At 67.0% G+C, this 26803-nt stretch carries 10 protein-coding genes; 5 read left to right on the top strand and 5 right to left on the bottom strand.

The window, feature by feature from the left end:
• From AWC08_RS02535 to AWC08_RS02525, 3 genes are all read right to left on the bottom strand, one after another.
• A partial coding sequence (locus tag AWC08_RS02535; RefSeq protein ID WP_085087349.1) for an FHA domain-containing protein occupies window positions 1-385 on the bottom strand: 385 nt, incomplete at its 3' end.
• Window positions 386-400: 15 nt separating this feature from the next.
• Window positions 401-2902: an ATP-binding cassette domain-containing protein gene (locus AWC08_RS02530; protein ID WP_069434333.1), complete on the bottom strand. Its 2502-nt coding sequence runs from the start codon at window positions 2900-2902 to the stop codon at window positions 401-403.
• A 29-nt stretch (window positions 2903-2931) separates the two neighbouring features.
• Window positions 2932-5577 carry an FHA domain-containing protein gene (locus tag AWC08_RS02525; protein WP_065136150.1) on the bottom strand — a complete coding sequence of 882 codons (2646 nt, stop codon included), beginning with the start codon at window positions 5575-5577 and terminating at the stop codon, window positions 2932-2934.
• A 311-nt stretch (window positions 5578-5888) separates the two neighbouring features.
• Between AWC08_RS02525 and AWC08_RS02520 the strand changes: the two genes are divergently transcribed.
• Window positions 5889-17063 (top strand): PPE family protein, encoded by an 11175-nt coding sequence (locus AWC08_RS02520; RefSeq protein ID WP_069434627.1) that lies wholly within the window; start codon window positions 5889-5891, stop codon window positions 17061-17063.
• Here the strand turns inward: AWC08_RS02520 and AWC08_RS02515 are convergent.
• Window positions 17060-18250 carry an NADH:flavin oxidoreductase gene (locus AWC08_RS02515; protein WP_065136152.1) on the bottom strand — a complete coding sequence of 397 codons (1191 nt, stop codon included), beginning with the start codon at window positions 18248-18250 and terminating at the stop codon, window positions 17060-17062. The two genes, AWC08_RS02520 and AWC08_RS02515, sit on opposite strands and share 4 nt — an antisense overlap.
• Window positions 18251-18465: 215 nt before the next feature.
• Between AWC08_RS02515 and AWC08_RS02510 the strand changes: the two genes are divergently transcribed.
• Together AWC08_RS02510 and AWC08_RS02505 are read left to right on the top strand one after the other, a co-directional pair.
• Window positions 18466-19311 (top strand): bifunctional methylenetetrahydrofolate dehydrogenase/methenyltetrahydrofolate cyclohydrolase, encoded by an 846-nt coding sequence (locus tag AWC08_RS02510; protein WP_069434626.1) that lies wholly within the window; start codon window positions 18466-18468, stop codon window positions 19309-19311.
• A 7-nt stretch (window positions 19312-19318) separates the two neighbouring features.
• Window positions 19319-19612 (top strand): DUF3017 domain-containing protein, encoded by a 294-nt coding sequence (locus tag AWC08_RS02505; RefSeq protein ID WP_065136154.1) that lies wholly within the window; start codon window positions 19319-19321, stop codon window positions 19610-19612.
• Window positions 19613-19719: 107 nt separating this feature from the next.
• Here the strand turns inward: AWC08_RS02505 and AWC08_RS02500 are convergent, their stop codons facing one another.
• A complete protein-coding gene (locus AWC08_RS02500) occupies window positions 19720-20151 on the bottom strand; it encodes a DUF732 domain-containing protein (RefSeq protein ID WP_065136155.1) in 432 nt (143 codons plus the stop codon).
• Between the two features lie 205 nt (window positions 20152-20356).
• Between AWC08_RS02500 and AWC08_RS02495 the strand changes: the two genes are divergently transcribed.
• On the top strand, window positions 20357-21814 hold the full coding sequence (locus tag AWC08_RS02495; protein ID WP_069434625.1) for an FAD-dependent oxidoreductase: 1458 nt from the start codon (window positions 20357-20359) through the stop codon (window positions 21812-21814).
• 100 nt (window positions 21815-21914) lie between these two features.
• A complete protein-coding gene (locus AWC08_RS02490) occupies window positions 21915-26684 on the top strand; it encodes a serine/threonine-protein kinase (RefSeq protein ID WP_085087346.1) in 4770 nt (1589 codons plus the stop codon).
• Window positions 26685-26803 lie beyond the last annotated feature (119 nt).

Genomic DNA, 26803 nt, shown 5'->3' with positions numbered 1-26803 from the left:
GGCCGGGGGGACGCGGCGGCGGGGGTTCGGCGGCCGGAATCCGGTCCGTCTCCGGTATCAGCCCCACGATGCCCTGATGGTGTCCGACCTCGAAGGCGACCCGCGGCCCGTCGGGCCGGGCGAGGTTGACCGTCAGGCCGTCGTGGATATCGACCAGCGGCACCCGCCTGCCATCCACGAAGATTCCGTTGGGCGAATTGTTGTCGATCGCGATCCAGTTGCCCTGCTCGAAGCGCAGCAGCAGATGCGCGCGCCCCACCAGCGGATGTGCGATCCGCAGGTCGGCGGCCATGTCGCTGCCCACGATCACATCGCGGCCGGCGGAGAAGGTGCGCTGAACAGGGCCTGTCCGAACGGTCAGCACGGGCTGCGGCGCTCGGGTCATCATTTCACCCTAGGCTCAGCGTCGCTTGAGCCGGATCCTCCACCACACGACCAGGCTGTACACCACCGATAGGGCGGCCAGCATCGCCATGTCGAACAGCCACGCGGGGCGCGAATGCGTCCAGTGGCTGTCCTCCGGGCTCAATGAACCGGGCACCAGTTCGCGCAGGTTGACCGTGGCCGCCGACGCCGCATACCCCCACCGCGCGGGTATCGCCCACGACATCTGATCCAGAAACAGCCGGTCGGTCACCGGGATCATCCCGCCGGCCAGCACCAGTTGCAGCATGAGCGACACCACCAGCAGCGGCATGATCTGCTCGTTGGACCGCGCGATCGACGACAGCACCAACCCGACGACCGCCGAGGCCACACAGGTGGCAGCGACCGTGGTGAACAGCTCGAAACTCGGATTGCCCAGCACCAACGCCTTCTGCGTGGGCGCGCCCTTGCCCACGATCACGATGGTGGTGGCCACAGCGGCCTGCAGGACCGCGAAGACGAAGAACACCGTGAGCTTGGCGCCCAGGTAGGCCCAGGTGGACAGCCCGACAGCCTGTTCGCGCTGAAAGATCGGGCGCTCTCCGATCAGGTCGCGGATGGTCAGCGCGGTGCCCATGAACACCGCGGCGATGGACAACAGCGTCAGGATCTGGGCGGCCTCGTCGGGGGTGTTACTGGTCGGCGACGCCATGTGGAACCCGCTGTTGCCGGGCACGGTCAGCGCGAGCCCGCCCAGGATGAACGGCAGCACCGCCAGAAAGATGAAGTAGGCGCGGTCGTTGATCACCAGCCGGATCTGGCGGCGGGTGATCGTGGAGAACTGACGACGCACGCTGGTGTGTGCGGGCGCACCCAGGTCTGCCGGGGCGGGTTCCGTCGCGGTGGGCGGCGGTTGTTTCTGGGCCAGGAAGCGACGATTCGCTTCGTCGGGGTCCGCGCCGACTTTGGCGAAGATGTGCGCCCAGTTGGTCGTGCCCATCACGTCGCCGATCTGGTCGGGCGGGCCCAGATACGCCGTCTTGCCGCCCGGCGCCATCAGCAGCACCTGGTCGCAGACGTCCAGATAGGTCAGGGAATGGGTGACCACCAGCACGACCCGGCCCGCGTCGGCGAGTTGCCGCAACATCGTCATGACCTGCAGATCCAGGGCGGGGTCGAGCCCCGAGGTGGGTTCGTCGAGGATCAGCAGGGACGGCCCGGTGAGCAGTTCGAGGGCCACCGAGGCGCGCTTGCGCTGGCCGCCGGAGAGGTTGTCGACGCGGGTGTCGGCGTGCTTGGTGAGGCCTAGTTCGTCGAGGACCTGGGCCACCACCTGGTCGCGGTCCTCTTTGCTGGTGTCGGGCGGCAGGCGGAGCTCCGCCGCGTAGCTCAGGGCCTGGTTGACCGTCAGCTGCCGGTGCACCACGTCGTCCTGCGGAACCATGCCGATCCTGCTGCGCAGCGACGCGTACTGCTGATGGATGTCGTGACCTTCGAAGGTCACCGCGCCGGAACTGGGGGTGGTGTTGCCGGCGATCAACCTCGACAGGGTGCTCTTGCCGGCGCCGGATCCGCCGATGATCGCGGTGAGAGTGCCCGGCCGGGCCGTCATCGACACGTTGTCCAGCAACCGGTTGTTGTTGATCGAGAACATGATGTCGCGGACCTCGAGGCCGCCGGTGCGGGTCGCGGCCTCGGTGCGCCGCACCAGGATGCCGCCGGTGAAGAGCAGGTCCACGTTGCCGATGGTGACCACGTCACCCTCGGACAAGAACGCCGATCCGACCCGGACACCGTTGACGAAGGTGCCGTTGATGCTGTTCAGGTCTCGGATCTGGGCGCCGGCCGGCGCGGGGGACAACTGCGCGTGGTAGCGCGAGACCAGGACGTCGGTGACGACGACGTCGTTGTCCGCCGCGCGGCCGATGCGCGCCGCAGCGGTCGGTACCGACGCGGCGACGTGGGGACCGCGCATCGTGCCGGTCTGGGCCTGGGACACCGTATCGTCGCCGGCCGTCTGCGCCGGCGGCCGCAGGTTGGGTCGGGCGGCCTGGGTGGGTGGCTGCAGGTTGGGCTGCGCGGCCCGGGTGGCCGGCTGCGGCGCGTCGGGCTGGCGTGTGGCGCGCGGCTGTTCGGGCGGGATGGTGGGAATCTTGGTGGTGCGCGCGACGTCGTGGGGGCCGATCACCGGAACTCGCTCGGTCGGCGGCAAGGTGCCCACATCGCCGCGGTAGTGCCCGACTTCGAAGGTGATGCGCGGCCCGTCCGGCTGGCCCAGGTTGATGGTTTGGCCGTCGCGGATGTCGAGGGCCGGCACCCGCTTGCCGTTGACGAATATGCCGCTCTGCGAGTTGTTGTCGATCGCCAACCAGCGTCCCTGATCGAAACGCAGCAGCAGGTGGGCGCGGGAGATCAGCGGGTGCGCGACCCGCAGATCGGCGCGCAGATCGCTGCCCACGACCACGTCGGGGCCCGCCGCAAACTCGCGGTGCGAACGGTCTGAGCGGACTGTCAACACCGGAGAGGTTGTATTCATCCGGACAGATTAAGTGCCGAACGTCCCGATTAACGGCGCTTCAGCCGGATCTTCCACCAAACGATGCTGCTGTAGACGATGCACAGCACTCCGAGCATGGCCATGTCGAACAGCCACGCGCTCGCGGTGTGGTTCCAGTGCTGATCTTTGGGGTCGGTCGGGCCCGGCGTGAGGCGGTGGGTGTCGATGGTCGACGACGCCGCCGCATAGCCCCACCTGGCCGGGGTGGCCCACGATAGCTGGTCCAGGCCGGTCCGGTTGGTCACCCAGATCATGCCGCCGGAGAACACCAGCTGGGACATGATCGCGGTGACCAGCAGCGGCATGATCTGGTCCTGCGATTTGGCGATCGCCGACAGCGCCATGCCCAGGACGGCCGAGGCCACACAGGTGGCGGCGACCGTGACGAACAGCTCGAAGCGCACGTCGCCCAGCAGCACCGCATTGGAGAGCGGCTTGCCCCAGCCGACCACGGCGATGGTGGTCGCGATGAAGGCCTGCATGATCGCGAACGCGCAGAACACCACGATCTTGGCGGCCAGATACGCCCCGGTGGACAGGCCGACGGCCTGCTCGCGCTTGAAGATCGGCCGTTCGCCGACCAGGTCTCGAATTGTCAGCGCGGTACCCATGAACACCGCGCCGACATTGAGCATGACCAGGATCTGGCCGGGCTGGTTGGGTGCGCTGCTCAGCGGATCGGCCATGCCGAACCCGGTCTTGCCGCGGACCGTCAGCGTCAGCACCCCGATGAGGAACGGCAGCAGCGCCAGGAACACCGTGTAGCCCCGGTCGGAGACGACCAGCCGGACCTGGCGGCGCGCAATCGTCGAGAACTGCCGGAACCCGTTGTTGTGCACCGGCTCGCCGAGGTCGGCCGCCGGACTGGTTTGCGACGGACGCTCCGGCTCCCGGTTGCCTTCGCGGAAGCGCCGGTTCGCCTCGTCGGGATCGGCGCCCACCTTGGTGAAGATGTCGGCCCAGTTGGTGGTGCCCATGGCCGCGCCGATCTGGTCCGGCGTGCCCAGGAAGGCGGTCTTGCCGCCGGGTGCCAGCAGCAGGATCTGGTCGCACACGTCCAGGTATGACACCGAGTGGGTGACCACCAGCACCACGCGGCCCGCGTCGGCGAGCTGGCGCAGCATCATCATCACCTGCCGGTCCAGGGCCGGGTCCAGGCCCGAGGTGGGTTCGTCAAGGATCAGCAACGACGGGCCGGTGAGCAGCTCGAGGGCCACCGACGCCCGCTTGCGCTGGCCGCCGGAGAGCTTGTCCACCCTGGTTTCGGCGTGCTTGGTGAGCTCGAGTTCCTCGAGGACCTGGGCGACCACCTGGGCTCGGTCGGCCTTGCTGGTGTCGGGAGGCAACCGCAGCTCAGCGGCATAGCCGAGGGCCTGGTTGACGGTCAGCTGGCGGTGCACCACGTCGTCCTGCGGGACCATGCCGACCCGGCTGCGCAGGGAGGCGTACTCGGCGTGGATGTCGTGGCCTTCGAAGGTCACGTTGCCGGTGGTGGGGCTGGTGTACCCGGCGATCAGCCTCGACAGCGTGGACTTGCCGGCACCGGAACCGCCGATGATCGCCGTCAACGTGCCCGGGCGGGCGGTCAGCGAGATGTGGTCGAGCAGTTGCTTGCCGCCCTCGACGGTGAACGTCACCGAGTTCACTTCCAGGCCGCCGGTACGCGAGGCCACGGCCGTGCGGCGGACCAGCGTGCCGCCGGTGAACGTCAGGTCGACGTTGCCGATGGTGACCTGATCGCCTTCGCTGAGGATCGCCGATCCGACCCGCACCCCGTTGACGAACGTGCCGTTGACGCTGTTGTTGTCGCGGATTTCCGCACCCAGCGGCGTGAGGGTGAGAAACGCGTGGTGCCGCGACGCGAGCACGTCCTGAATGACGATGTCGTTGTCGGTGGAGCGGCCGATGGTCACCGAGCCGGCTGGCTTTTCGTGCGAGCCCGTTCCCAGTAGCGCCTGGAACATCTTGGTGGCGATGTTGCTCTGCTCGGGCGGCTTGGACCCGGCGGGCGGTCCGGGTAGGCGGCCCGGCGGCCGGAAAGGTGCCTGTGGAGTCGGCGGCGGATGCGGGATGTGCGACGACGACTGCGGCGGGTGCGGTGGCGGTCCGCCGGAGGGATAGCCGGGCGGGGCCCACCCCGCCCCACTGCTCGGATACACCGGCTGGCCCGGCGGGGGCGGGGGACCGCCGGCACCCTGCCGGCCGGGTAACGGCCCCACCCAGGTGGCCTGTCGTCCGCTCTGCTGAGGCGGACCGGGCGGCATCGGACCCGACGGGCCGGCCGGTCCCGACGGCTGCAGCACCGGCAGCGACTCGGTTTGTGGCGGGCGCCCGGCGGGGCCGCGGTGCCGGCCGACTTCGAAGACAAGCCGCGGCCCGTCGGGGTTGCCGATGTTGACCGTCTGGCCGTCGTTGATGTCGACCACCGGCACTCGGCGACCATTGGCGTAGGTGCCGTTGAGCGAGTTGTTATCGATGGCCAGCCAGCGCCCCTGATCAAAGCGCAGCAACAAGTGGGCGCGCGAAATCAACGGATGAGTTATGCGCATGTCGGCGCGCAGGTCGCGGCCGACGACCACGTCGTGGCCCGCCGCAAACGTGCGCTCCGACCCGTCGTATCGAACGGTCAGCGCCGGCGGGGCGGGTGGAGGCATCGAACCAACTTTAGCCCCTAGGGATCCCGCGCATCTGCCGCGGCAAGCCGCGGAGCACGAGCGGGGGCCGGCCGAGCGGTCCACAGCGTTTTCCGGACCGCTTGTGCACTTTGCCCAGCGATCACCATTTCAATTGGTTATTCCGCCCTTGAGTCACCTCGCCCGGGCCGGGAATTATGTACGCCCTTGGCCGCCAGCGGCCGGCATTCGACGCGGGACGAAATCGGGCAGACCACTTGTCGAAAGCATCCGCACTCACAGAGTGGCGGTGAGACGATGAACTTCGCGAAAGTTGAGGGGAGGCCGACCCGTTGAACTTTCAGCTGTTGCCTCCCGAGGTCAATTCATTGCTGATGCGCGCCGGCGCGGGCCCAGGGCCGCTGCTGACCGCTGCCATCGCTTGGGAAGGACTGGCAGCAGAGCTGGGTTCGGCGGCGGCGTCCTTCGGCTCGGTGACTTCCGGACTGGTGGGCGGCGCATGGCAGGGTCCGACGTCGGCGGCGATGGCGGCCGCGGCCGCGCCCTATACGGGATGGTTGACCGAGGTAGCCGCACAGGCGTCGGTGGTGGCCGGACAGGCACGGGCCGCCGCGGCGGTCTACGAAGCGGCGCTGGCGGCGCTGGTGGATCCGCTGACGATCGCCGTCAACCGGTTCCAGCGCACGTCGCTGGCCATGACGAACATCTTCGGGCAGAACACCCCGGCGATCGCGGCCGCCGAGGCCGCCTACGAACTGATGTGGGCCCAGGATGTCGCCACCATGGCGGGCTACCACGCCGGCGCGGCCGCCGTGGCAGCAGGCTTGCCCGCCTTCGCCGACCTTGTGAGCGGCGCCAACGCGTTCGTCAACGCCGTCCTGACCGACCCCTCGAAAGTCCTGACCCTCAACGCCGGGCTGGCCCACGTCGGCAACTACAACGTCGGCCTGGGCAACGTCGGTGGGTTCAACCTCGGTGCTGCAAACTCCGGCGTGCAGAACCTGGGTTTCGCGAACGTCGGTGACGGCAACTTCGGTTTGGGCAACGTCGGAACCGCGAATTGGGGATTCGGCAACTCCGGGCTGACCTTGGGTGCGTCCGGCGTGGGGAACGTCGGATTCGGCAATTCCGGCGGCGGCAATGTCGGCTTCGCGAACATGGGCCTGAGCAATATCGGATTCGGCAATACCGGCAACAACAATATCGGTATCGGTCTCACCGGTGACAATCTGACCGGCTTCGGCAGCCTGAATTCCGGTAGCGGCAATATCGGGTTGTTCAACTCTGGCACCAACAATGTCGGGTTCTTCAACAGCGGGACCGGAAACTTCGGGCTATTTAACTCGGGCAGTTACAGCTCCGGGGTAGGCAATAGTGGACTGGCCTCTACGGGACTTTTCAATACCGGCAATTTCAGCACCGGTCTGGCCAACGTTGGCCACTACAACACGGGCAGCTTCAACGTCGGCAACACCAACACCGGCGACTTCAACCCGGGCAATGTCAACACCGGCTGGTTCAACACCGGCAACATCAACACGGGCATCGCGAACTCCGGCAACGTCAACACTGGCGGCTTCATTTCCGGCAACTACAGCAATGGCATGTTGTGGCGGGGAGACTTCCAGGGGCTCTTCGGCTTCGCGGCCGGATCGTCGATTCCGGCGATCCCGATCGGCATCGGCATCAACGGTGGTGTGGGGCCGATCACGTTGTTACCCATCCCGATCATTCCCGCTATCCCGCTGAACATCCATTACACCTTCAACATCCCGCCACTGGCCGTTCCCGACATCACAATCCCCGCATTCTCGGTGGGCACCGGAATCCCGATCAGCATCGGCCCGCTCAGCATCTCGTCGGTCACCCTGGTGGCCAAACAAGATTTCCCCGCCATCGGTTTCCTGGCCGGGCCGTTCAACGCGTTAGGGATCGTCACAATACCGGCAACCACCGCCTCGGACGGCTCGGTGACCGGGCCGATCCACATCGACACCAGAATTCCGGTACTGAATTTCAACGTCAACTGGAACACCCCGGAGATCAAACTCTTCCCGAATGCCGTCAGCATTCCCGACAACCCACTAGCGTTGGTCGCCAATGTGTCATTGGGGACCCCCGGCTTCACCATTCCCGGTTTCAGCATTCCCGCACAACCCATTCCGTTCACCATCGACATCGACGGCCAGATCGACGGGTTCAGCACCCCGGCCATCACGATCGACCGCATCCCGCTCGATGTGGGCGCCGCGATCAGGATCGGCCCCATCCCGGTTCAGGGCGTCAACATCCCCGCCAGCCCCGGCTTCGGCAACACGACGACCGCGCCGTCGTCGGGCTTCTTCAACACCGGCGCGGGCGGGGTATCGGGTTTCGGCAACTTCGGGGCCGGCGTCTCGGGTTGGTGGAACCAGGCTTCGGGCGCGTTGGCGGGCACGAGTTCGGGCTTCCTGAACGCCGCGTCGTTGGGATCGGGCGTGCTGAACGCCGGCTCGGGGGTGTCCGGGCTGTACAACACCGCGGCGCTGGGGGCGCCGGCAGTGGTGTCGGGTGTCGGCAATGTGGGTCACCACGTGGCGGGGTTGCTGACCGCCGGGGACGGGGTGAGCCGGACGCTGCTGGCCAACATCGGTCTGGCCGACGTCGGCAACTTCAACCTGGGCCTGGGCAATGTCGGGGACTTCAACGTGGGCGCGGGCAATATCGGGCTGCAGAACCTGGGCCTGGGCAACATCGGCGACCACAATCTCGGATTGGCCAATATCGGCGACGGCAACCTCGGGTTCGGCAACTCCGGGTTGTCGGCGGGTCTGGCCGGCGCCGGCAATATCGGGTTCGGCAACGCCGGCAGCTTCAACGCCGGGCTGGCCAACGTGGGCCTGGGCAACATCGGGCTGGCCAACACGGGTGACAACAACATCGGCATCGGGCTGACCGGGAACAACCTGACCGGCATCGGGGCGCTGAATTCCGGGTCCGGCAATCTGGGGTTGTTCAACTCCGGGACCGGCAATGTCGGGTTCTTCAACACCGGCACCGGGAACTTCGGGCTGTTCAACTCCGGTAGCTACAACACCGGGATCGGCAATAGCGGAACGGCCAGTACTGGGCTCTTTAATGCCGGAAATTTCAATACCGGGCTGGGCAATGCCGGGCACTACAACTCGGGCAGTTTCAACGCCGGCAACGTCAACACCGGCGACTTCAACCCCGGCAACGTCAACAGCGGCTGGTTCAACACCGGGCACGCCAGCACCGGCATCGCGAACTCCGGCAACGTCGACACCGGCGCGTTCATGTCCGGCAACTACAGCAACGGCATCCTGTGGCGCGGCAACTACCAGGGCCTCCTCGGCGCCTACTTCGCGCCGACCATCTCCCGGTTCCCGGTGACCCTGCACGCGGCCGGGCTGGTCGGTCCCGTCCACGTCGCCCCCATCCCGGTTCCCGCGGTCCACTTCGCAGTCACCAATGCGGCCGTCGGCCTGGGGCCGATCAACTTTGCGCCCATCACCGTGCCGGCGATACCGGTCGACGCGCTCGGCTCGGTTGACCTGGCGGCCAATTCGATTGCCCCGATCCGGCTCCTCGACCGACTCAGCGGCGCCGTTTCGGCACGCATCGACTCCTTCCGATTCAACGACCCCTTCATCGCGATCGACAAATTCGGCAATCCCAACGGCTTCTTCTTGTCGAATCTGTCGCTGGCCGGCGTGCAGATCAGCGGACCCACACCGGGCAGCACCATCCCGTTGAGTCTCAATTTCGTCAGCGACGCGCTGACGCTGCTGCCGAACGGCTTCACCATTCCGGGCCAGACGGTGGCGACGGTCAATGTGTCCGGCGGCAACGACGCCTTCACCTTCTTCCCGAACGGTTTCACCATCCCGAAAGCGTCCGCCGGGGTCGCGAATCTGTTCGGCGGCATCGACACTTTCACCCTGCTGCCAAGCGGTTTCACCATGACCATCCCCGCAGTAGTCGACGGGGTCGCCTACGTCGGGGACATCCCGATCCCGATCATCAACCTGCCCGCGACCCCCGGGTTCGGCAACTCCACCACCACGCCGTCCTCGGGCTTCTTCAACACCGGACCGGGCGGCGGGTCCGGGTGGGGCAACTCCGGTGTCGGCATGTCGGGGCTGTGGAATCAGGCGCAGAACGCGCTGGCGGGTTCGGGGTCCGGGCTCGGCAACTTCGGTGGCCCGGGATCTGGTCTGCTGAATGCGGGCTCGGGTGTGTCGGGTTTCCTCAATACCGCCACGCTGGGGTCGCCCGCGCTGCTCTCGGGACTCGGCAACGTCGGGCACCACCTGTCCGGGCTCTTCGCCGCGGGCACCACCCTCAACGCCGGCAGCAGCATCGCCAACATCGGGTGGGCCGACCTGGGCCTGGGCAACATCGGGTTCGGCAATGTAGGCGATCTCAACCTCGGCGCGGCCAACATCGGCGCGCAGAACCTGGGTCTGGGCAATATCGGCAGCGGCAACTTCGGGTTCGGCAACATCGGCGCCGCGAATTACGGGTTCGGCAACTCCGGCCTGGCGGTGGGTCTGCCCGGCGTCGGCAATGTCGGGTTCGGCAATGCCGGCAGCGGCAACTTCGGCCTGGCCAACGTCGGCCTGAGCAACATCGGCTTTGCCAACGCCGGCAACAACAACATCGGCATCGGCCTGGTCGGGGACAACCTCACCGGCTTCGGCGGGCTCAACTCCGGGGGCGGCAATATCGGGCTCTTCAACTCCGGCACCGACAATGTCGGGTTCTTCAACACCGGCACCGGCAACTTCGGGCTGTTCAACTCCGGTAGCTACAACACCGGCATCGGCAACGCAGGGACGGGCGCTACTGGCCTGTTTAATGCCGGCAACTTCAACACCGGTCTGGCCAACACCGGCCACTACAACTCGGGCAGCTTCAACGCCGGCAACACCAACACCGGCGACCTCAACCCCGGCAACCTCAACACCGGCTGGCTCAACACCGGCCACTCCAACACCGGCCTATTGAACTCGGGCACCCTCAACACCGGCGCCTTCATCTCCGGCTACGGCAACAACGGCCTGTTCTGGCGGGGCAACTACGAGGGGTTGGTGAGCCTGTACTACGGCATCACCATCCCCGAGTTCCCGATCCACATCGTCACCACCGGCGGCGTGGGCCCCATCGTCATCCCGGACATCGACATCCTGCCGCCGCTGCACATCGATCTCACCGGGGCAGCGAACTACGGTTTCACGTTGCCCGACATCCCCATACCCGCGATCCACATCGGGTTCGGCGGCGGCGCCAACGTCAATTTCACCGCCCCGGCCACCACCTTGCTCTCCGCGATCAACGTCGACGGAAACTTCACCGCGGGCCCCCTCACCGCGTCGAACATCAAAGTCAACCCGTTCAAGATCAACCTGGCCATTCCGCAGGTCTTCCAAGATGCGCCTTTCAACCTGCCGCCGTCGATTGGGATCGAACTCGAAGCACCGCTGATCCTCGATTTCGTGACACTCGGCGGACTGTCGCTGCCGATCAAGCAAGCCATGGATCCGATTGCGCTACAAGCGATTTCAATCAGCCAGGCGATACCGATCGACATCCCGCCCATCGATATCCCGGCGCAGACGGTCAAGGGCATCTCGATGGCCGACGTGCTGCCGCTCAACTACTCGCTGGACACGCCGGCCATCTCCATGACGGGAATGACAATCCCGGCGATCCCGCTGAATTTCGACATTCCGCTGACGGCCGGTCCGCTGCACATCTCGATCATCGACCTCAAGCCGGTGCCGGGCTTCGGGAACTCCAGCACGGCGCCGTCTTCGGGCTTCTTCAACTCCGGGGCCGGCGGGGGATCGGGCTTCTTCAATGCCGGCTCGGCCATCTCCGGTGTGCTGAACCAGGCCGCCAAGGAATCGATGCTGGGCACGCTTTCTGGTCTGGGCAACACCGGCGGCCTGTCCTCTGGACTACTGAACTCCGGCACTGCCATCTCGGGCTTCTTCAACGTGACCGCGTTGGACTTCAACACACCCGCATACATCTCGGGCTTCAGCAACCTCGGCGACCACGTGTCCGGGCTCTCCTACCAGGGCCTGTACGCGATGCTCACCTATCCCAGCGGACCCAGCGCCATGTCGCAGCTCATCGACAACGCCATCGCCGAGCTGCAGCACATGGACGTTCGCAACGCGCTCAACCTGGGCAACGTCGGCGGCATCAACGTCGGCTTCGGCAACCTGGGCGACTTCAACCTGGGCGCGGGCAACTCCGGCAGCGCCAACTTCGGCGGGGGAAACGTCGGCGCCCAGAACTTCGGGTTCGGCAACATCGGCGACGGCAACTTCGGGTTCGGCAACATCGGCGACGGCAACCTCGGCTTCGGTAACTCCGGTCTGACGGCCGGTCTGGCGGGGCTGGGCAACGTCGGCTTCGGCAACGCCGGCAACGCCAACACCGGGTTGGCAAACGTCGGCCTGGGCAACATCGGGTTGGCCAACACCGGCAACAACAACATCGGCATCGGGCTGACCGGTGACAACCTGACCGGCATCGGCGCCCTGAACACCGGTGCCGGCAACTTCGGCCTGTTCAACTCGGGAACCGGAAATGTCGGCTTCTTCAACACCGGCACCGGCAACTTCGGACTGTTCAACTCCGGCAGCTACAACACCGGCATCGGCAACGCAGGAACCGGCAGTACTGGGCTCCTTAATGCCGGCAATTTCAACACCGGGCTGGCCAATGCCGGCCACTACAACACCGGCAGCTTCAACGTCGGCAACGCCAACACCGGCGACTTCAACCCGGGCAATGTCAACACCGGCTGGTTCAACGTCGGGAACACCAACACCGGCCTGTTCAACACCGGCAATGTCAACACCGGCGCCTTCAACTCCGGCAACTTCAACAACGGGGCGCTGTGGACCGGAGACTGGCACGGCACCTTCGGTTTCCGGTATGACCTGCAGATTCCCGGCAGCACCATTTTCGATTTCAACCAGACCTTCGATTTCGGGCCCATCAAACTCAGCGATCCCATCCACATTCCGGGAATGTCGCTGTTCGACATTCACCAAGTGGTCAATGTCGGGCCTTACGTCATCCCACAAATCGACGTCCCGGCGTTCGAGCTGGACATTCACCGGACCCTGGAGATCCCGCCCATCGTCTTCCTGCAGGGCATGACGCTAGGCGGACAGACCTACACCACGTCGTTCAACAACCCGCCCGGCCTCGCCTCGGAGTTCACGCTGCCGATCATCAAGGTGCGGATACCGCTGATCAGCGACTTCGTCTGGACGATCGGGCAACCCAACGGCCTGGGATTCATGGGCAACGACAACTGGGCCCGCGAACCGGTCAAAGGCATCACCTTCTACACCGGCACCGGCTTCGCCACGTCCGGCTACAACTCGATCACCATTCCGGTCATCAACATCCCGACGATCATGACCGACGCCATTCCGCTGAATATCGACATCAGCGGCGGGCTGCCCGCCTTCACCTTGTTCCCGGGCGGGCTCAACATTCCGCAGAACGCCATTCCGTTCACTATCGACGCAACCGGGATCCTGGACCCGATCACCATTTTCCCGAACGGTCTCACGATCGATTCGCTGCCCCTGCATGCGGCGCTGAACATCACCATGCCCCAGAGCAGCGTCACGCTGATCGACATCCCGCGAACCACGGGCTTCGGCAACACCTCGCCGACGCCGTCATCCGGCTTCTTCAACAGCGGCGCGGGCGGGACGTCGGGTTTCGGCAACTTCGGTGCGGGGGTGTCGGGCTGGTGGAACCAGGCATCGAGCGCGTTGGCCGGGACTGGCTCGGGCGTACTGAACGCGGGCTCCCTGCACTCCGGGCTGCTGAACTTCGGCACCCAGGTCTCGGGTCTGTTCAACACCAGCACGTTGCCGTTGGGGACACCGGCGGAGCTTTCGGGTATCGGCAACGTTGGTCAGCACCTGGCCGGCCTATTCACGGCAGGGACGACCGGCAATCAGAGCCCGATCGTCAACCTCGGGCTCGCCGACCTGGGCAACCTGAACGCCGGGCTGGGCAATATCGGATCCTGGAACGTGGGTGCGGCCAACATCGGTCTGCAGAACCTGGGCTTCGGCAACGTCGGTGACGGCAACTTCGGGCTCGGCAACATCGGCACCAGCAACATCGGCTTCGCCAACTCCGGTGTGTCGGTGGGTCTGCCCGGCATCGGCAATGTCGGATTCGCCAACGCCGGCAGCGGCAACTTCGGCCTGGCCAACGTCGGGCTGAGCAACATCGGGTTCGCCAACAGCGGCAACAACAACATCGGCATCGGCCTGGTCGGGGACAACCTGACCGGGATCGGCGGGCTGAATTCCGGGGCCGGCAACATCGGCTTGTTCAACTCCGGCACGGGCAACGTCGGGTTCTTCAACACCGGCACTGGGAACTTCGGGCTCTTCAACTCCGGCAACTACAACACCGGCCTCGGCAATAGCGGAGCGGCTAGTACTGGACTCTTTAATGCCGGCAACTTCAACACCGGATTTGCCAACGCCGGCCATTACAACACCGGCAACTTCAACGCCGGCCACACCAACACCGGCGACTTCAACCCGGGCAATCTCAACACCGGTTGGTTCAACACCGGCGACTCCAACACCGGCTTCGTCAACACGGGCAACGTCGGCACCGGCGCGTTCATGTCGGGCAACTACAGCAATGGCCTGTTCTGGCGCGGCGAGTACCAGGGTCTGTTCGGCATGCACTACGAATACCCGCTGCCCAAGATCGCCCTGCTCGAGATTCACGGCAGCGGCGAGTTCGGTCCGGTGGTCATCCCGCCGATCCCGATTCCCGCCACCCACCTGCAACTGGGCGGGAACATCGCGATGGGGTCGTTCACCATTCCGCAGATCGACATCCCCGCGCTCAACCCCGACATCATCGGCAGCATCGGGTTCGGTCCCGTCCACGTCCCGTCCGTCCACATCCCCGGCATCGACGCCATAAGCGTCGTCATGCACACCGACCCGGTGCGAGGGCCGAACACGGCCACCAGTCCCTTCCTGATCTGGACCGCAGGCGACACGTCAGGCATCTACCTGGGCCCGACCTATTACTCGTTCGGTGGGTCGGGGGGCAACCCGTTCTCCACCGGCAACATCACCGCCAACGGTGGTTTCGCCGGAGCCGCCGAGACCTTCGTCAAGATTGTCAGCGAAGGCTTCGACACCCCCGAACTCAACATCGGCCGCATCCCGGCGGGGTTCCACGTACCCGGCTTCCTCGACCCGATCACCGTCTTCCCCGGCGGCGTGACGTTCCCGGCCGCCAACCTGATCAACCTCGGCGTCAGCGCGGGCAACCTGGGTGTCGACATTCCGGCGATCACCTTCCCGCAGATCCGCGGCAACGCCGACGGCACCGTGTATGTGATCCCCAGCAACATCCCGTTCATCAATATCCCGGCCACACCGGGCTTCGGCAACACGACGACCGTGCCGTCGTCGGGCTTCTTCAACAGCGGCGCCGGTGGGGGATCGGGTTGGGGCAACTTCGGTGCCGGGATGTCGGGTTGGTGGAACCAGGCACACGACGCATTGTTGGGGACAGGCTCGGGTTACTTCAATGTCGGCACCCTCAACTCCGGACTGCTGAACTTCGGGTCGGGAGTCTCGGGGCTCTACAACACCGCGGCGCTGGGGGCCCCGGCGCTGGTGTCGGGTCTGGGCAATGTGGGTCACCACGTGGCCGGCTTGTTGACGGCCGGGGACGGGGTGAGCCGGACGCTGCTGGCCAACATCGGTCTGGCCGACGTCGGCAACTTCAACCTGGGCCTGGGCAATGTCGGGGACTTCAACGTGGGCGCGGGCAATGTCGGGCTGCAGAACCTGGGCCTGGGCAACATCGGCGACCACAATGTCGGATTGGCCAATATCGGCGACGGCAACATCGGGTTCGGCAACTCCGGGTTGTCGGCGGGGCTGGCCGGCATCGGCAACAACGGGTTCGGCAACTCCGGCAGCTTCAACGCCGGGCTGGCCAACGTGGGCCTGGGCAACATCGGGCTGGCCAACACCGGCAACAACAACCTGGGCATCGGGCTGACCGGGAACAACCTGACTGGGATCGGCGCGCTGAATTCCGGGTCCGGCAATCTGGGGTTGTTCAACTCCGGCACCGGCAATGTCGGGTTCTTCAACACCGGCACCGGCAACTTCGGGCTGTTCAACTCGGGCAGCTACAACACCGGGATCGGCAACTCCGGGATCGCCAGCACGGGGTTGTTTAACGCCGGGAATTTCAACACCGGGCTGGGCAATGCCGGGCACTACAACTCGGGCAGTTTCAACGCCGGCAACGTCAACACCGGCGACTTCAACCCGGGCAACGTCAACAGCGGCTGGTTCAACACCGGGCACGCCAGCACCGGCATCGCCAACGCCGGCAACGTCGACACCGGCGCGTTCATGTCCGGCAACTACAGCAACGGCATCCTGTGGCGCGGCAACTACCAGGGCCTGGCCGGCTTCACGCTCGGCTACACCGTTCCGCAATTCCCGGCGGTCGGCGGCGATCTGATCGGCGGCGTCGGCCCGATCACGGTGCTGCCGCCCATCCAGATTCCGTCAATTCCGCTATATATCAACACATCTGGCGGTATCGGCCCGGTCAGCATCCCGTCGATCCCGATCCCGTCGATCCACTTGGGGGTCAACCCGACAGTCGATGTCGGCCCGGTCAACGTCGGCCCGTTCACCATCAGCACGCCGAACTTCACCGTCAACTACAGCACCGCACCCAGCACGGCAATATCCGGTGGCAGCTCGGACCTCTACGTCGTGGCCAGTTACGCACTGGTGATTCCGGGGCCCATCAAGATCGCGGGCAGCCCGGCGGGCGTTAGCGTCACGTCGCCGGGATTCACCGTGAATCCGATATCGATCCTGGCCGGCACGGCGACGTTCCCGGGATTCACCATCCCGCTGGAACCCATCCACATCGGCCTGCCGTTGTTCCTGACCATCCCGGGCTCCGGCATCCCGGGCGGCGGGATCCCCAACATTCCGCTGAACTTCGGGCTGAACTTCGCCACTCCGGCCTTCGGGCTCCCGACAGCCGTCATCGACCGGATCCCGCTGGAGCTGCATGTCGCCTCCACCCTCGGCCCGATCGAGATCCCGATCGCCGGCTTCGGCGGCACGCCGGGCTTCTGGAACACGACGTCGCTGCCGTCGTCAGGGTTCTTCAACATCGGCGGCGGCGGTGGTTCGGGCTTCTGGAACTCCGGGTCCGGGCTGTCCGGATTCCTGAACGCGATCTCGGACCCGCTGCTCGGATCGGCCTCGGGGGCGCTCAACTACGGCACCCAGCTCTCCGGTCTGCTCAACCGCGGCGCCGGGATGTCAGGGGTGCTCAACACCAGCACGCTCGACCTGATCACGCAGGCCTTCAACTCCGGCTGGATGAACGTCGGCCAGCGCCTCTCCGGCCTGATCTACACGGGGACGGGGCCCTAGTCCGGCGCCCCGGTGACCACGCAGTGGGTGCGGCTGTAGATCGTCGGCATGCACTGGTTGCAGTGGGTGCACGCCGATCGCACGCCCGCGCCGTCGCGGGCGATCCGGTTGATCAGGTCCGGCTCGGCGAGCAAAGCCCGGCCCATCGCGACGAAGTCGAACCCCTCGGCCATCGCCAGGTCCATGGTTTCCCGGTTGGTGATGCCGCCCAGCAGAATCAGCGGCAGCTTCAACTCCGCGCGGAACAGCTTGGCCTCGCGCAGCAAATACGCCTCTTTGTAGGGGTATTCGCGCAGGAACTTCTTGCCCGTCATCCGCATGCCCCAGCGCAGCGGCGGCTTGAAGGCGCCGGCGAACTCCTTGAGCGGTGCGTCGCCGCGGAACAGGTACATCGGATTGACCAGGGAGCTGCCCGCGGTCAGCTCGATCGCGTCCAGCCCACCGTCTTCCTCCAGCCACCTCGCCGTGATCAGCGACTCCTCGTTGGAGATGCCGCCGCGCACCCCGTCGGACATATTGAGCTTGGCGGTGACCGCGATCTGCCGCGGCCCCTGGTCGACGGCCCGGCGCACGGCCATCACCAGCCCGCGGGCGACCTTGGCCCGGTTGGCCAGTGACCCGCCGAACTCGTCGGTGCGGCGGTTGATCAGCGGAGACAGGAATGCGCTCGCCAGATAGTTGTGGCCCAAGTGGATCTCTACGGCGTCGAAGCCGGCCTCCACGGCGAATCGGGCCGCCTTGGCGTGGTCGGCCAGCACGTCGTCGATGTCGTCGGCGCTGGCTTTCTTGGCGAATCGCATGCCGATCGGGTTGAAGAAGCGCACCGGGGCCAGGGCGGTCGCGCCGTTGGTCCGGGCGTTGGCGACGGGGCCGGCATGGCCGATCTGGGCGCTGACGGCGGCGCCTTCGGCGTGGATCGCATCGGTGAGACGCCGGAAGCCGGGTACCGCCTCGGGGCGCATCCAGATTCCGTTGCCCTCGGTGCGCCCGCCCTGGGAGACGGCGCAGTAGGCGACGGTGGTCATGCCGACCCCGCCGGCGGCGGGCTTGCGGTGGTACTCGATCAGGTCGTCGGTCACCAGCGCGTTCGGGGTGCGGGCTTCGAAGGTCGCGGACTTGATGGTCCGGTTTCGAAGGGTCAGCGGACCGAGAGTGGCGGGGCTCAGGACGTCTGGGGCTGCAGACATATAGGCAGCCTAACCGTGATCGCGACACCTGCGACGCCGGGTGCAGCGGGGGTGCCCGCGGTCGCGTCGAAACTGCGCCCAGAGCGGCGAACCTGCGATGAGGGCGCGAAGTTCGGCTGCCTGCCGCCCTGGATACAGCTTCGTTGCCGCCACCGCAGCCTCGACCCAGCGGTCGCACTCAGTCAGCGGCGCCCAGTCGTGCCAGACTGTCTGGCGTGGGCGCAATCACGCTGGACGGCAAGGCCACCCGCGACGAGATCTTCGTCGACCTGACGCAGCGGGTCGCAGAGTTGACGGCCGCGGGCCGCACACCCGGCCTGGGCACCATCCTGATAGGTGACGACCCGGGGTCGCAGGCCTATGTGCGCGGCAAGCACGCCGACTGCGCCAAGGTCGGCATCACTTCGATCCGTCGCGACCTGCCCGCCGACATCTCGACCGAGACGCTCAACGAGACCATCGACGAGCTGAACGCCAACCCTGACTGCACCGGGTACATCGTCCAGTTGCCGCTGCCCAAGCATCTGGACGAGAACGCCGCGCTGGAGCGCGTCGACCCCGACAAGGACGCCGACGGTCTGCACCCGACCAACCTGGGCCGGCTGGTGCTCAACATGCCGGCGCCCTTGCCGTGCACCCCGCGCGGCATCGTGCACCTGTTGCGCCGCTACGACGTGCCGATCGCCGGCGCGCACGTGGTGGTCATCGGGCGCGGGGTGACGGTGGGCCGCCCACTGGGGCTGCTACTCACCCGCCGCTCCGAGAACGCCACGGTCACGTTGTGCCACACCGGAACTCGCGATCTGCCCGGGCTGACGCGGCAGGCCGACATCATCGTGGCCGGCGTCGGGGTGCCGCACATGCTGACCGCGGACATGGTGCGCCCCGGTGCCGCCGTCGTCGACGTCGGTGTCAGCCGGGTGGACGGGAAACTCACCGGGGACGTGCATCCCGACGTCTGGGAGGTCGCCGGCCACATCTCACCCAACCCAGGGGGAGTGGGTCCGCTGACCCGCGCCTTCCTGTTGACCAACGTCGTCGAGCTGGCCGAACGGCGGTGACTATCCGATGACGGTTCGGGCCATTCTGGGGCGCGCGGCGCGCGCCCAATGGCCGATCCTGCTCGTCGGGCTCATCTTCCTGGTGGCATTCGTGCTGGCGGGCGCCAACTTCTGGCGCCGCGGCGCGCTGCTGATCGGCATCGGTGTGGGAGTGGCCGCCGTGCTGCGGCTGGCCCTGCCTGACGAGCGGGCCGGTCTGCTGGTGGTGCGCAGCCGGGGGACCGACTTCCTCACCACCGCGTCGGTGGGAGCGGTGATGGTCTACATCGCGTGGACCATCGACCCGCTGGGTACGGGGTAGCGGCGATCGCAAGCGCGGCGGAGCCGGGCGCGGCGGGTCGCCGCCATTGGGGTAGCGGCGATCGCAAGCGCGGCGGAGCCGGGCGCGGCGGGTCGCCGCCATTGGGGTTAAGACCCCGGCATGCCTGGGATGTTGGCCAGACCCGGAATGCTGCCGACCCCGGGAATCTGCTGCAGCGCGCCCGGCACCTTGCCGGCCGCGACGTCGGCCATCACCGACGGGCAGTACATCTGAATCGCGATGGTGGTGAACATGCCGGCCATCTCGGGCGACATGCCGCTCTGGCTGGCGAAGACCCGGGAAGCCGCCGTGTTGAACGAGCCGCCCGGCTGCGCCAGGATCGGGCAGACCGACTTGCCCAGGTTCTCGGCGTTGATCGGGTCGCCGTAGTTGATGCCGGCGTTGCTCAGCGCGGTGATGAATGCGTCGTCGACGGGGCTGGCCTCGGCCGGGGCGGCGAACGCGGCGCCCGCGGTCAACAGGCAGGCGGTGCCGGCGAGTAATCGAACGGTCAGCGGTTGATGACGCCATGGCTGCATGGTGGGCTCCCTCAGGATTGTTGGAGAGCACCCTCTGGCGGCACTCAAGCGACCTCTCGAACCTTTGTCCTTCACAGTCTCATTCGGGACACGATGGCGTAAAGGTTTCGCAGGACCGGCGTTTTGCCGCCACGCGGACACAATCGCGTCACGCTGTGCGCGACACGTTGCACGAGGATCGCATTCGATGGCACCGCGAAGAACAATGCGGCTCATGATCTCTCGCCAGGCATTTCTTCGGGGGGCCGCTGGAGCGTTGGCGGGCTCGGCACTGTTTGGAATATCGCGGCCGCTGGCGTGGGCGGAACCCACTGGCGCGTGGAGCGGCCTGGCTTCCTCGATCGGCGGCAAGGTGTTGATCCCCGCCGACGGAGCCTCCTTCACCACCGCCAAGCAGATCTTCAACTCCAACTACAACGCCGCCACGCCGGCGGCGGTCGTGGTGGTCACCTCCGCCGCCGACGTCGCGAAGGCCCTCGCGTTCGCGGCAGCCAACAAGCTCAAGATCGCCCCGCGCGGCGGCGGGCACTCCTACACCGGCGCGTCGAGCGCCAACGGCGCCATGGTCCTGGACCTGCGCGGGCTGACCGGTGGCGTCAGCGTCGACAGCGCCGCCGGTACCGTCACGGTGCCCGCAGCGACGGATCTGTACACCGTGCAGCAGGCGCTGGCATCTGCCGGCCGCGCGATTCCCACCGGCAGCTGCCCCACCGTCGGGACGGCCGGGCTGACACTGGGCGGCGGGATGGGCGCCGACTCCCGGCACGCCGGGTTGACATGTGACGCGCTGCGGTCGGCCACCGTGGTCTTGCCCAGCGGCGAAACGGTCACCGCGTCAGCCGAGGAGCACCCCGATCTGTTCTGGGCGCTGCGCGGCGGGGGCGGCGGCAACTTCGGGGTGACCACGTCTCTGACATTCGCAACCTTCTTCACCTCGGACTCCGACGTGGTGCGAGTCGATTTCGCCCCCGCCGCCGGCGCGCAGGTGCTGACCGGCTGGCAGACCTGGCTTTCGGCCGCGGACCGTAACACCTGGGGGCTGGTCGATCTGTCGGTCGCGGGGACCACGGGCTCGGCAACAGGAGATTGTCACGTGCTGGCGACCTGCCCGGCGGGCTCGGGTAAGGCGGTGGCGCAGGCCATCACCTCCGCGGTCGGGGCGCAGCCGACCGCGACCGAGCACAAGACCATGACCCACATGGATCTGGTGATGTACCTGGCCGGCGGCAGCGCGACCAGCTCGCCGCGCGGCTTCGTTGCCGGGTCCGACGTGATCGGCACCATGAATTCGACTGCGGCACAAGCGATTGTCGCCGCTCTCGGAAAGTGGCCACCGGCCGGCGGTCGGGCGTCGGTCATCGTCGACACCTTGAGCGGCGCGGTCGGCGACGTCGACCCGGCCGGCTCGGCGTTCCCGTGGCGCCGCCACGCCGCCGTCGCGCAGTGGTACGTCGAGAACGGCAGCGGGCAGACATCGACGGCCAGCACGTGGGTGGCCACCGCGCACACGACGGTGCAACAGGTTTCGGCCGGCGGCTACGTCAACTATCTGGAACCCAACACGCCGGCGTCGCGGTACTTCGGGTCCAACCTGTCGCGGCTGGCTTCGGTGCGCCAGCAGTACGACCCGAACGGATTGATGTACTCGGGCTTGTCGTTCTGAGTCGGCTACATCGCGCGATTTCCCCACATCGACGCACCCCGGCCCGGTTCAATGTGCGTAACCCGCGGGTGTCGCGGGCAACGGAAGGGAAGCGCGTCGGTTGGAAGCGAGCGAATTCGGTCGATACCAATTGTTCGAGCTGATCGGCCAGGGCGCCATGGGCGAGGTCTACAAGGCGCACGACACCGTCATGGGACGCGACGTGGCCATCAAGATCCTGCCCGGCGAGCGCAGTCGCGTCCCGGGATTCCGGGAGAGGTTCAGCCGAGAGGCGCTGATCTCAGCGCGGCTGACCGAGCCCCACATCATTCCCATTCACGACACCGGCGAGATCGACGGACGTCTGTATCTGGTGATGCCGATCATCCATGGACTTGACGTGGATGCCGCGCTGCGGCGAGACGGTCCGATGGCTCCCGAGCGAGCCGTGCGGGTCGTCGAACAGATCGCCGCCGCCCTGGATGCCGCTCACGCCAGCGGCCTGGTGCACCGCGACGTCAAACCATCCAACGCCTTGATGACCGACCACGACTTCGTCTACCTGATCGATTTCGGTATCGCACAGGACAATTCGGCATCCAAACTGACCACCGCGAGCCGCACCGTCGGCACCTGGGCCTACATGGCTCCAGAACGGTTGATGAGCGACGTCGCCGATGCCCGCACCGATGTGTACGCGCTGGCCTGCGTGCTCTACGAATGTCTCACCGGAGAACGGCCGTTCGCCGGTGACCTTGTGGCACAACAGATGACGGCGCATCTGACGACGCCGCCGCCGCGCCCGAGTGAGCGGCAACCCGCCGTGCCGGTCGGCTTCGACGACGTCGTCGCCCGCGGCATGGCGAAGGACCCTGCCGATCGCTACCCGAGCGCGGGTGAGTTGGCTGTGGCCGCGGCGGCCGCCCTGGCGACGCCGCGGCGCGGGGAGACAGGCGGAGAGCGCATCGAGGCGCCCGCACCCGTGGTGTCACCTCGAACCGGCGCTATGCCTGGACTGGCAAACACGATGCAGAGCGGCATCGGCGCGGCGTCGTTCCCCTGGCCACCGCCCTCGGAGCCGGACCGGCCGCCGTATCGGGGCTGGGAGACCTTCCAGCCGGTCGACGCGGGAGTGTTCTTCGGTCGCGACGCCGAGCTGGTCCGGGCGATGGACGCGCTGCACGGGATGCGGGAGAGCGACGAGACGCTGTTCGTCGTGCTGGGCGCGTCCGGAGCGGGCAAGTCCTGTTTCCTGCGGGCCGGTATCGTGCCCCGGCTGCAAAGAGATAAGCGCAGCTATCTGGTGCTGGACATCGTGCGGCCCGAGCTCAGGGCGCTCACCGGAGCGTGCGGTCTGGCGCAGGCGATTTGCGCGACGCGCCAACGACTCGGCCTTCTCGAGCCGCCGCTGGGTGACATCAAGAATGCTTGTACCCGCGGTGACGCGGCGGCGCTGCGGACCTGGCTGCTGGAATGCCGCAACGCCGGGGGTGTACTCGACGCGGCCGCCGAGCGCCAGCCGCCGACGATCGTGTTGCCGCTGGATCAAGCCGAGGAGCTGTTCACCGCCGACGCCGGCGGCGAGGCCGCCGGGTTGCTGGCGCTGATACGAGATCTGGCCCTCGGTGGCGACGGCCAGGACGGGCTGCCGTTCATCGTGGCGGCGACCATCCGCACCGACCGCTACGAGGTAATGCAGACCGCTCCTGCCCTTGCCGGACTGCAGACCAGGCAGTTCGACCTGCGGCCGATGGACGCGACGCAGTTCCACAGCGTGATCACCGGACCGGCGCAGCGATCTACCGACGGTGGACGTCCGCTGTACCTCGACGAGGATCTGGTGCGCCGCCTGCTCGCCGACACCACCGTCGGCGCGGACACGCTGCCGCTGCTGTCTCTGACGCTGGCATGGTTGTACCGCGACTACGGGTCGACGGGCCGGCTGACCGCCAAGCCCTATGAGGAGCGGGGCGGTATCGACGGCGTCGTACAAGCCGAGATCCACGAGCTGCTGTCGTCGGAACCCGGTGAGCGTGCCGAGCAACTGCGCCGGCTTCGGGCGGCGTTCATCCCCTGGCTGGCCACCATCAATCCCGACAACGACCAGCCGATGCGACGGCTGGCGCGCTGGGACGACCTGCCGGCCGACAGTCATTCGCTGCTGGAGCGTTTCATCGCCCGGCGGTTGCTGATGAAGGACCTGCGCGACGGTGAGGTAGTCGTCGAGGTCGCACTGGAAAGCCTGCTGCGCCAATGGGAAGAGCTGGCCGGCTGGCTGGCCGAAGAGAGTGAAGACCTCAAGGCCACCGACGCGCTGGAACGCAGTGCCGCAGAATGGCACAAAGAACACCGCGAGGATGCCTGGCTGCTGCCCGGCCCGCGCCTGACCGCGGCCGAAAACCTGATTGCCAAGCCAGGATTCGGGGACCGTCTCAACCACGTCCGCGACTACCTGCTCGCCTCGCGGCAGCGTGAGAACGAACAGGCCGCGCTGGAAAAGCAGCGCCAACAAGCCGAACTCGACGCTGCGAAGAAGCTCGCCGCCGCGGAAACCCAAGCGCGCGAACAGGCTCAAGACAGCGCGGCGGCACTGCGACAGCGAAGCCGCATCCTGCGCGCCGTGCTGGCCGGAACGTCCGTCATCGCCGTCATCGCCGTCATCGGTGCCGCGGTGGCGGTGGTGATGTACCGGCAAGCCACCCGGGAAGCGCGCAACGCTCTGGCCGCCGAACTGGATTCCCAAGCCGCTGCGGTGTTTTCCGGAACCTTCACCGACAGCGACATTCGCGCGCTGACCGCCACGCTGGCGGCGCAGCGGTTGCGTTCGGACCCTGCTGCCGGCCGCGGAGCGCTGTACACCGCCGCCAGCGTGCTGAACAACACTCGCATCATCATCACCACGCCCGCGCCGGTCGGCGCCGTGGCGATGAGTCCCGACGGGCACGTCCTTGCCTCCGGCGGCGGCGACGGCACTGTGCGCTTATGGGACGTCGCCGATCCGGCGCACCCACGGGCACTGGTCTCGCTCGGTGCAGGCGCCGCTGTGGCCAGTGTGGCGTTCAGTCCGGACGGGCGGATGCTGGCCTCCGGGGGCGGTGATGGGACGGTGCGGTTGTGGGACGTCGCCGACCCGGGGCATGCGGGTCCGCTGGGCGGGCCCCTGCAGGGCCGGGGCGCCGGTGTGGCCAGTGTGGCGTTCAGCCCCGGCGGGCGGGTGCTGGCCTCCGGTGGCGGTGATGGGACGGTGCGGTTGTGGGACGTCGCCGACCCGGGGCATGCGGGTCCGCTGGGTTCGCCGCTGCAGGTTCAGGGCGCCGATGTGGCCAGTGTGGCGTTCAGTCCCGGTGGCCGGATCCTGGCGTCCGGGGGCGCCGACGGCATGGTGCGAATGTGGGATCTCGCCGACCCGGCGCGGCCTGTCCCGCTGGGCGAACCCCTTTTGGGCCACACCCGTTTCGTGCAGGATCTGGCCTTCAGCCCAGACGGGCGGACCCTCGCCTCCGGCAGTGGTGACGGCGACATCCAGTTGTGGGATCTCGCCGACCCGGCACACCCCAGGCAACTGGGCGGACCCCTGCTCGGACACAGCGGCATCGTGCAAAGCCTGGCGTTCAGTCCCGACGGGCATGTCCTGGCCTCCGGTAGCGACGACGACACCGTGCGATTGTGGGACGTCACAGACCCGGCGCACGCCGGTCCGTTGGGCGGACCGCTGTCGGGGCACAGCGGAAACGTGCCCAGCATCGCCTTCAGCCCGGACGGGCGCACATTGGCCTCCGGAAGTCAGGACGGCAACATCCAGCTGTGGAATCTCGACACCGCGCTGCCGCTGCAGACGCATGCCGGCGCGGTGCACAGTGTGGTGTTCAGTCCCAACGGGCGGGTGCTGGCCTCCGGCAACGACGATGCCACCGTCCGGCTGTGGGAAGTCGCGGACCCGGTACACCCGCGAGCGCTGGGCCAGCCGCTGCGGGGTCACACCGGCGCCGTGCAGAGCGTCGCGTTCAATGCCGGCGGACACACCCTGGCCTCCGGCGGCGACGACGGCACCGTCCGGTTGTGGGATGTCGCGGACGTGGCGCATCCGGTTCCGTCGGGTGGGCCGTTGACCGGTCATAGCGCGCCGGTGCGCAGCGTCGCGTTCAGCCGCGACGGGCACACCCTGGCCGCGGGCGGTGACGACGGCACCGTCCGGTTGTGGGATGTCTCGGACGTTTCGCACCCAGTGCCGTTGGGCGGGCCACTTACCGGTCACAGCGCGCCGGTGCGCAGTGTCGCTTTCAGTCCCGACGGGCGCACCCTGGCCTCCGGGGGCGACGATGCCACTATCCGGTTATGGACGGTCACCGACCGTAACCATGCGGTCGCGCTGAGTCAGCCCTTTCGCCAGTACATGGGCTCCATTTTCAGCGTGGCGTTCAGCCCCGACGGGCGCACGCTTGCGTCGGGCAGTGGCGATGACACCGTGTTGCTGTGGAACGTGACCGACCCGGCGCGCCCGAGCTCGCTGGGCCGTCCGCTGCACGGGCACACCGGTTACGTGTATCAGGTGGCCTTCAGCCCCGACGGCCACACGCTGGCGTCCGGCAGTGCGGACCACGCGGTGCAGTTGTGGAACCTGGACGACCTGAACCATGCGCACCCGCTGGGCCAACCGTTGTGGAGCGACACCGACGCCGTCCTCAGTGTCGCGTTCAGTCCCGACGGGCGGAGCCTGGCTTCCGGCAGTGCCGACACCACCGTGCGACTTTCGCCCACCCCGCTCGATGCGACTGTCACACTGCTCTGTTCGAAGCTGACGTCGAACGTCAGCCACGAGGACTGGCAGCAGTGGATATCGCCCAAAGTCGGCTACATGACGTTGTGCCCGGACTTGCCGGTTGCGCAGTAGGGGAGCGAGGTCGAGGTCGAGGCGAGAGCTTACGGCGCGAGTGCTGCCGGCCAACCGATGTTGAATCTGTTGTCATGGGCTTGATGCCGGGGCTGTCGCGCGTGCGGGGTTACATGCGT

Source organism: Mycobacterium gordonae, assembly GCF_002101675.1.
GTDB lineage: Bacteria > Actinomycetota > Actinomycetes > Mycobacteriales > Mycobacteriaceae > Mycobacterium > Mycobacterium gordonae.
Note: the sequence above shows the minus strand (reverse complement) of the source record. Positions and strands in the feature narration are given on the sequence as shown.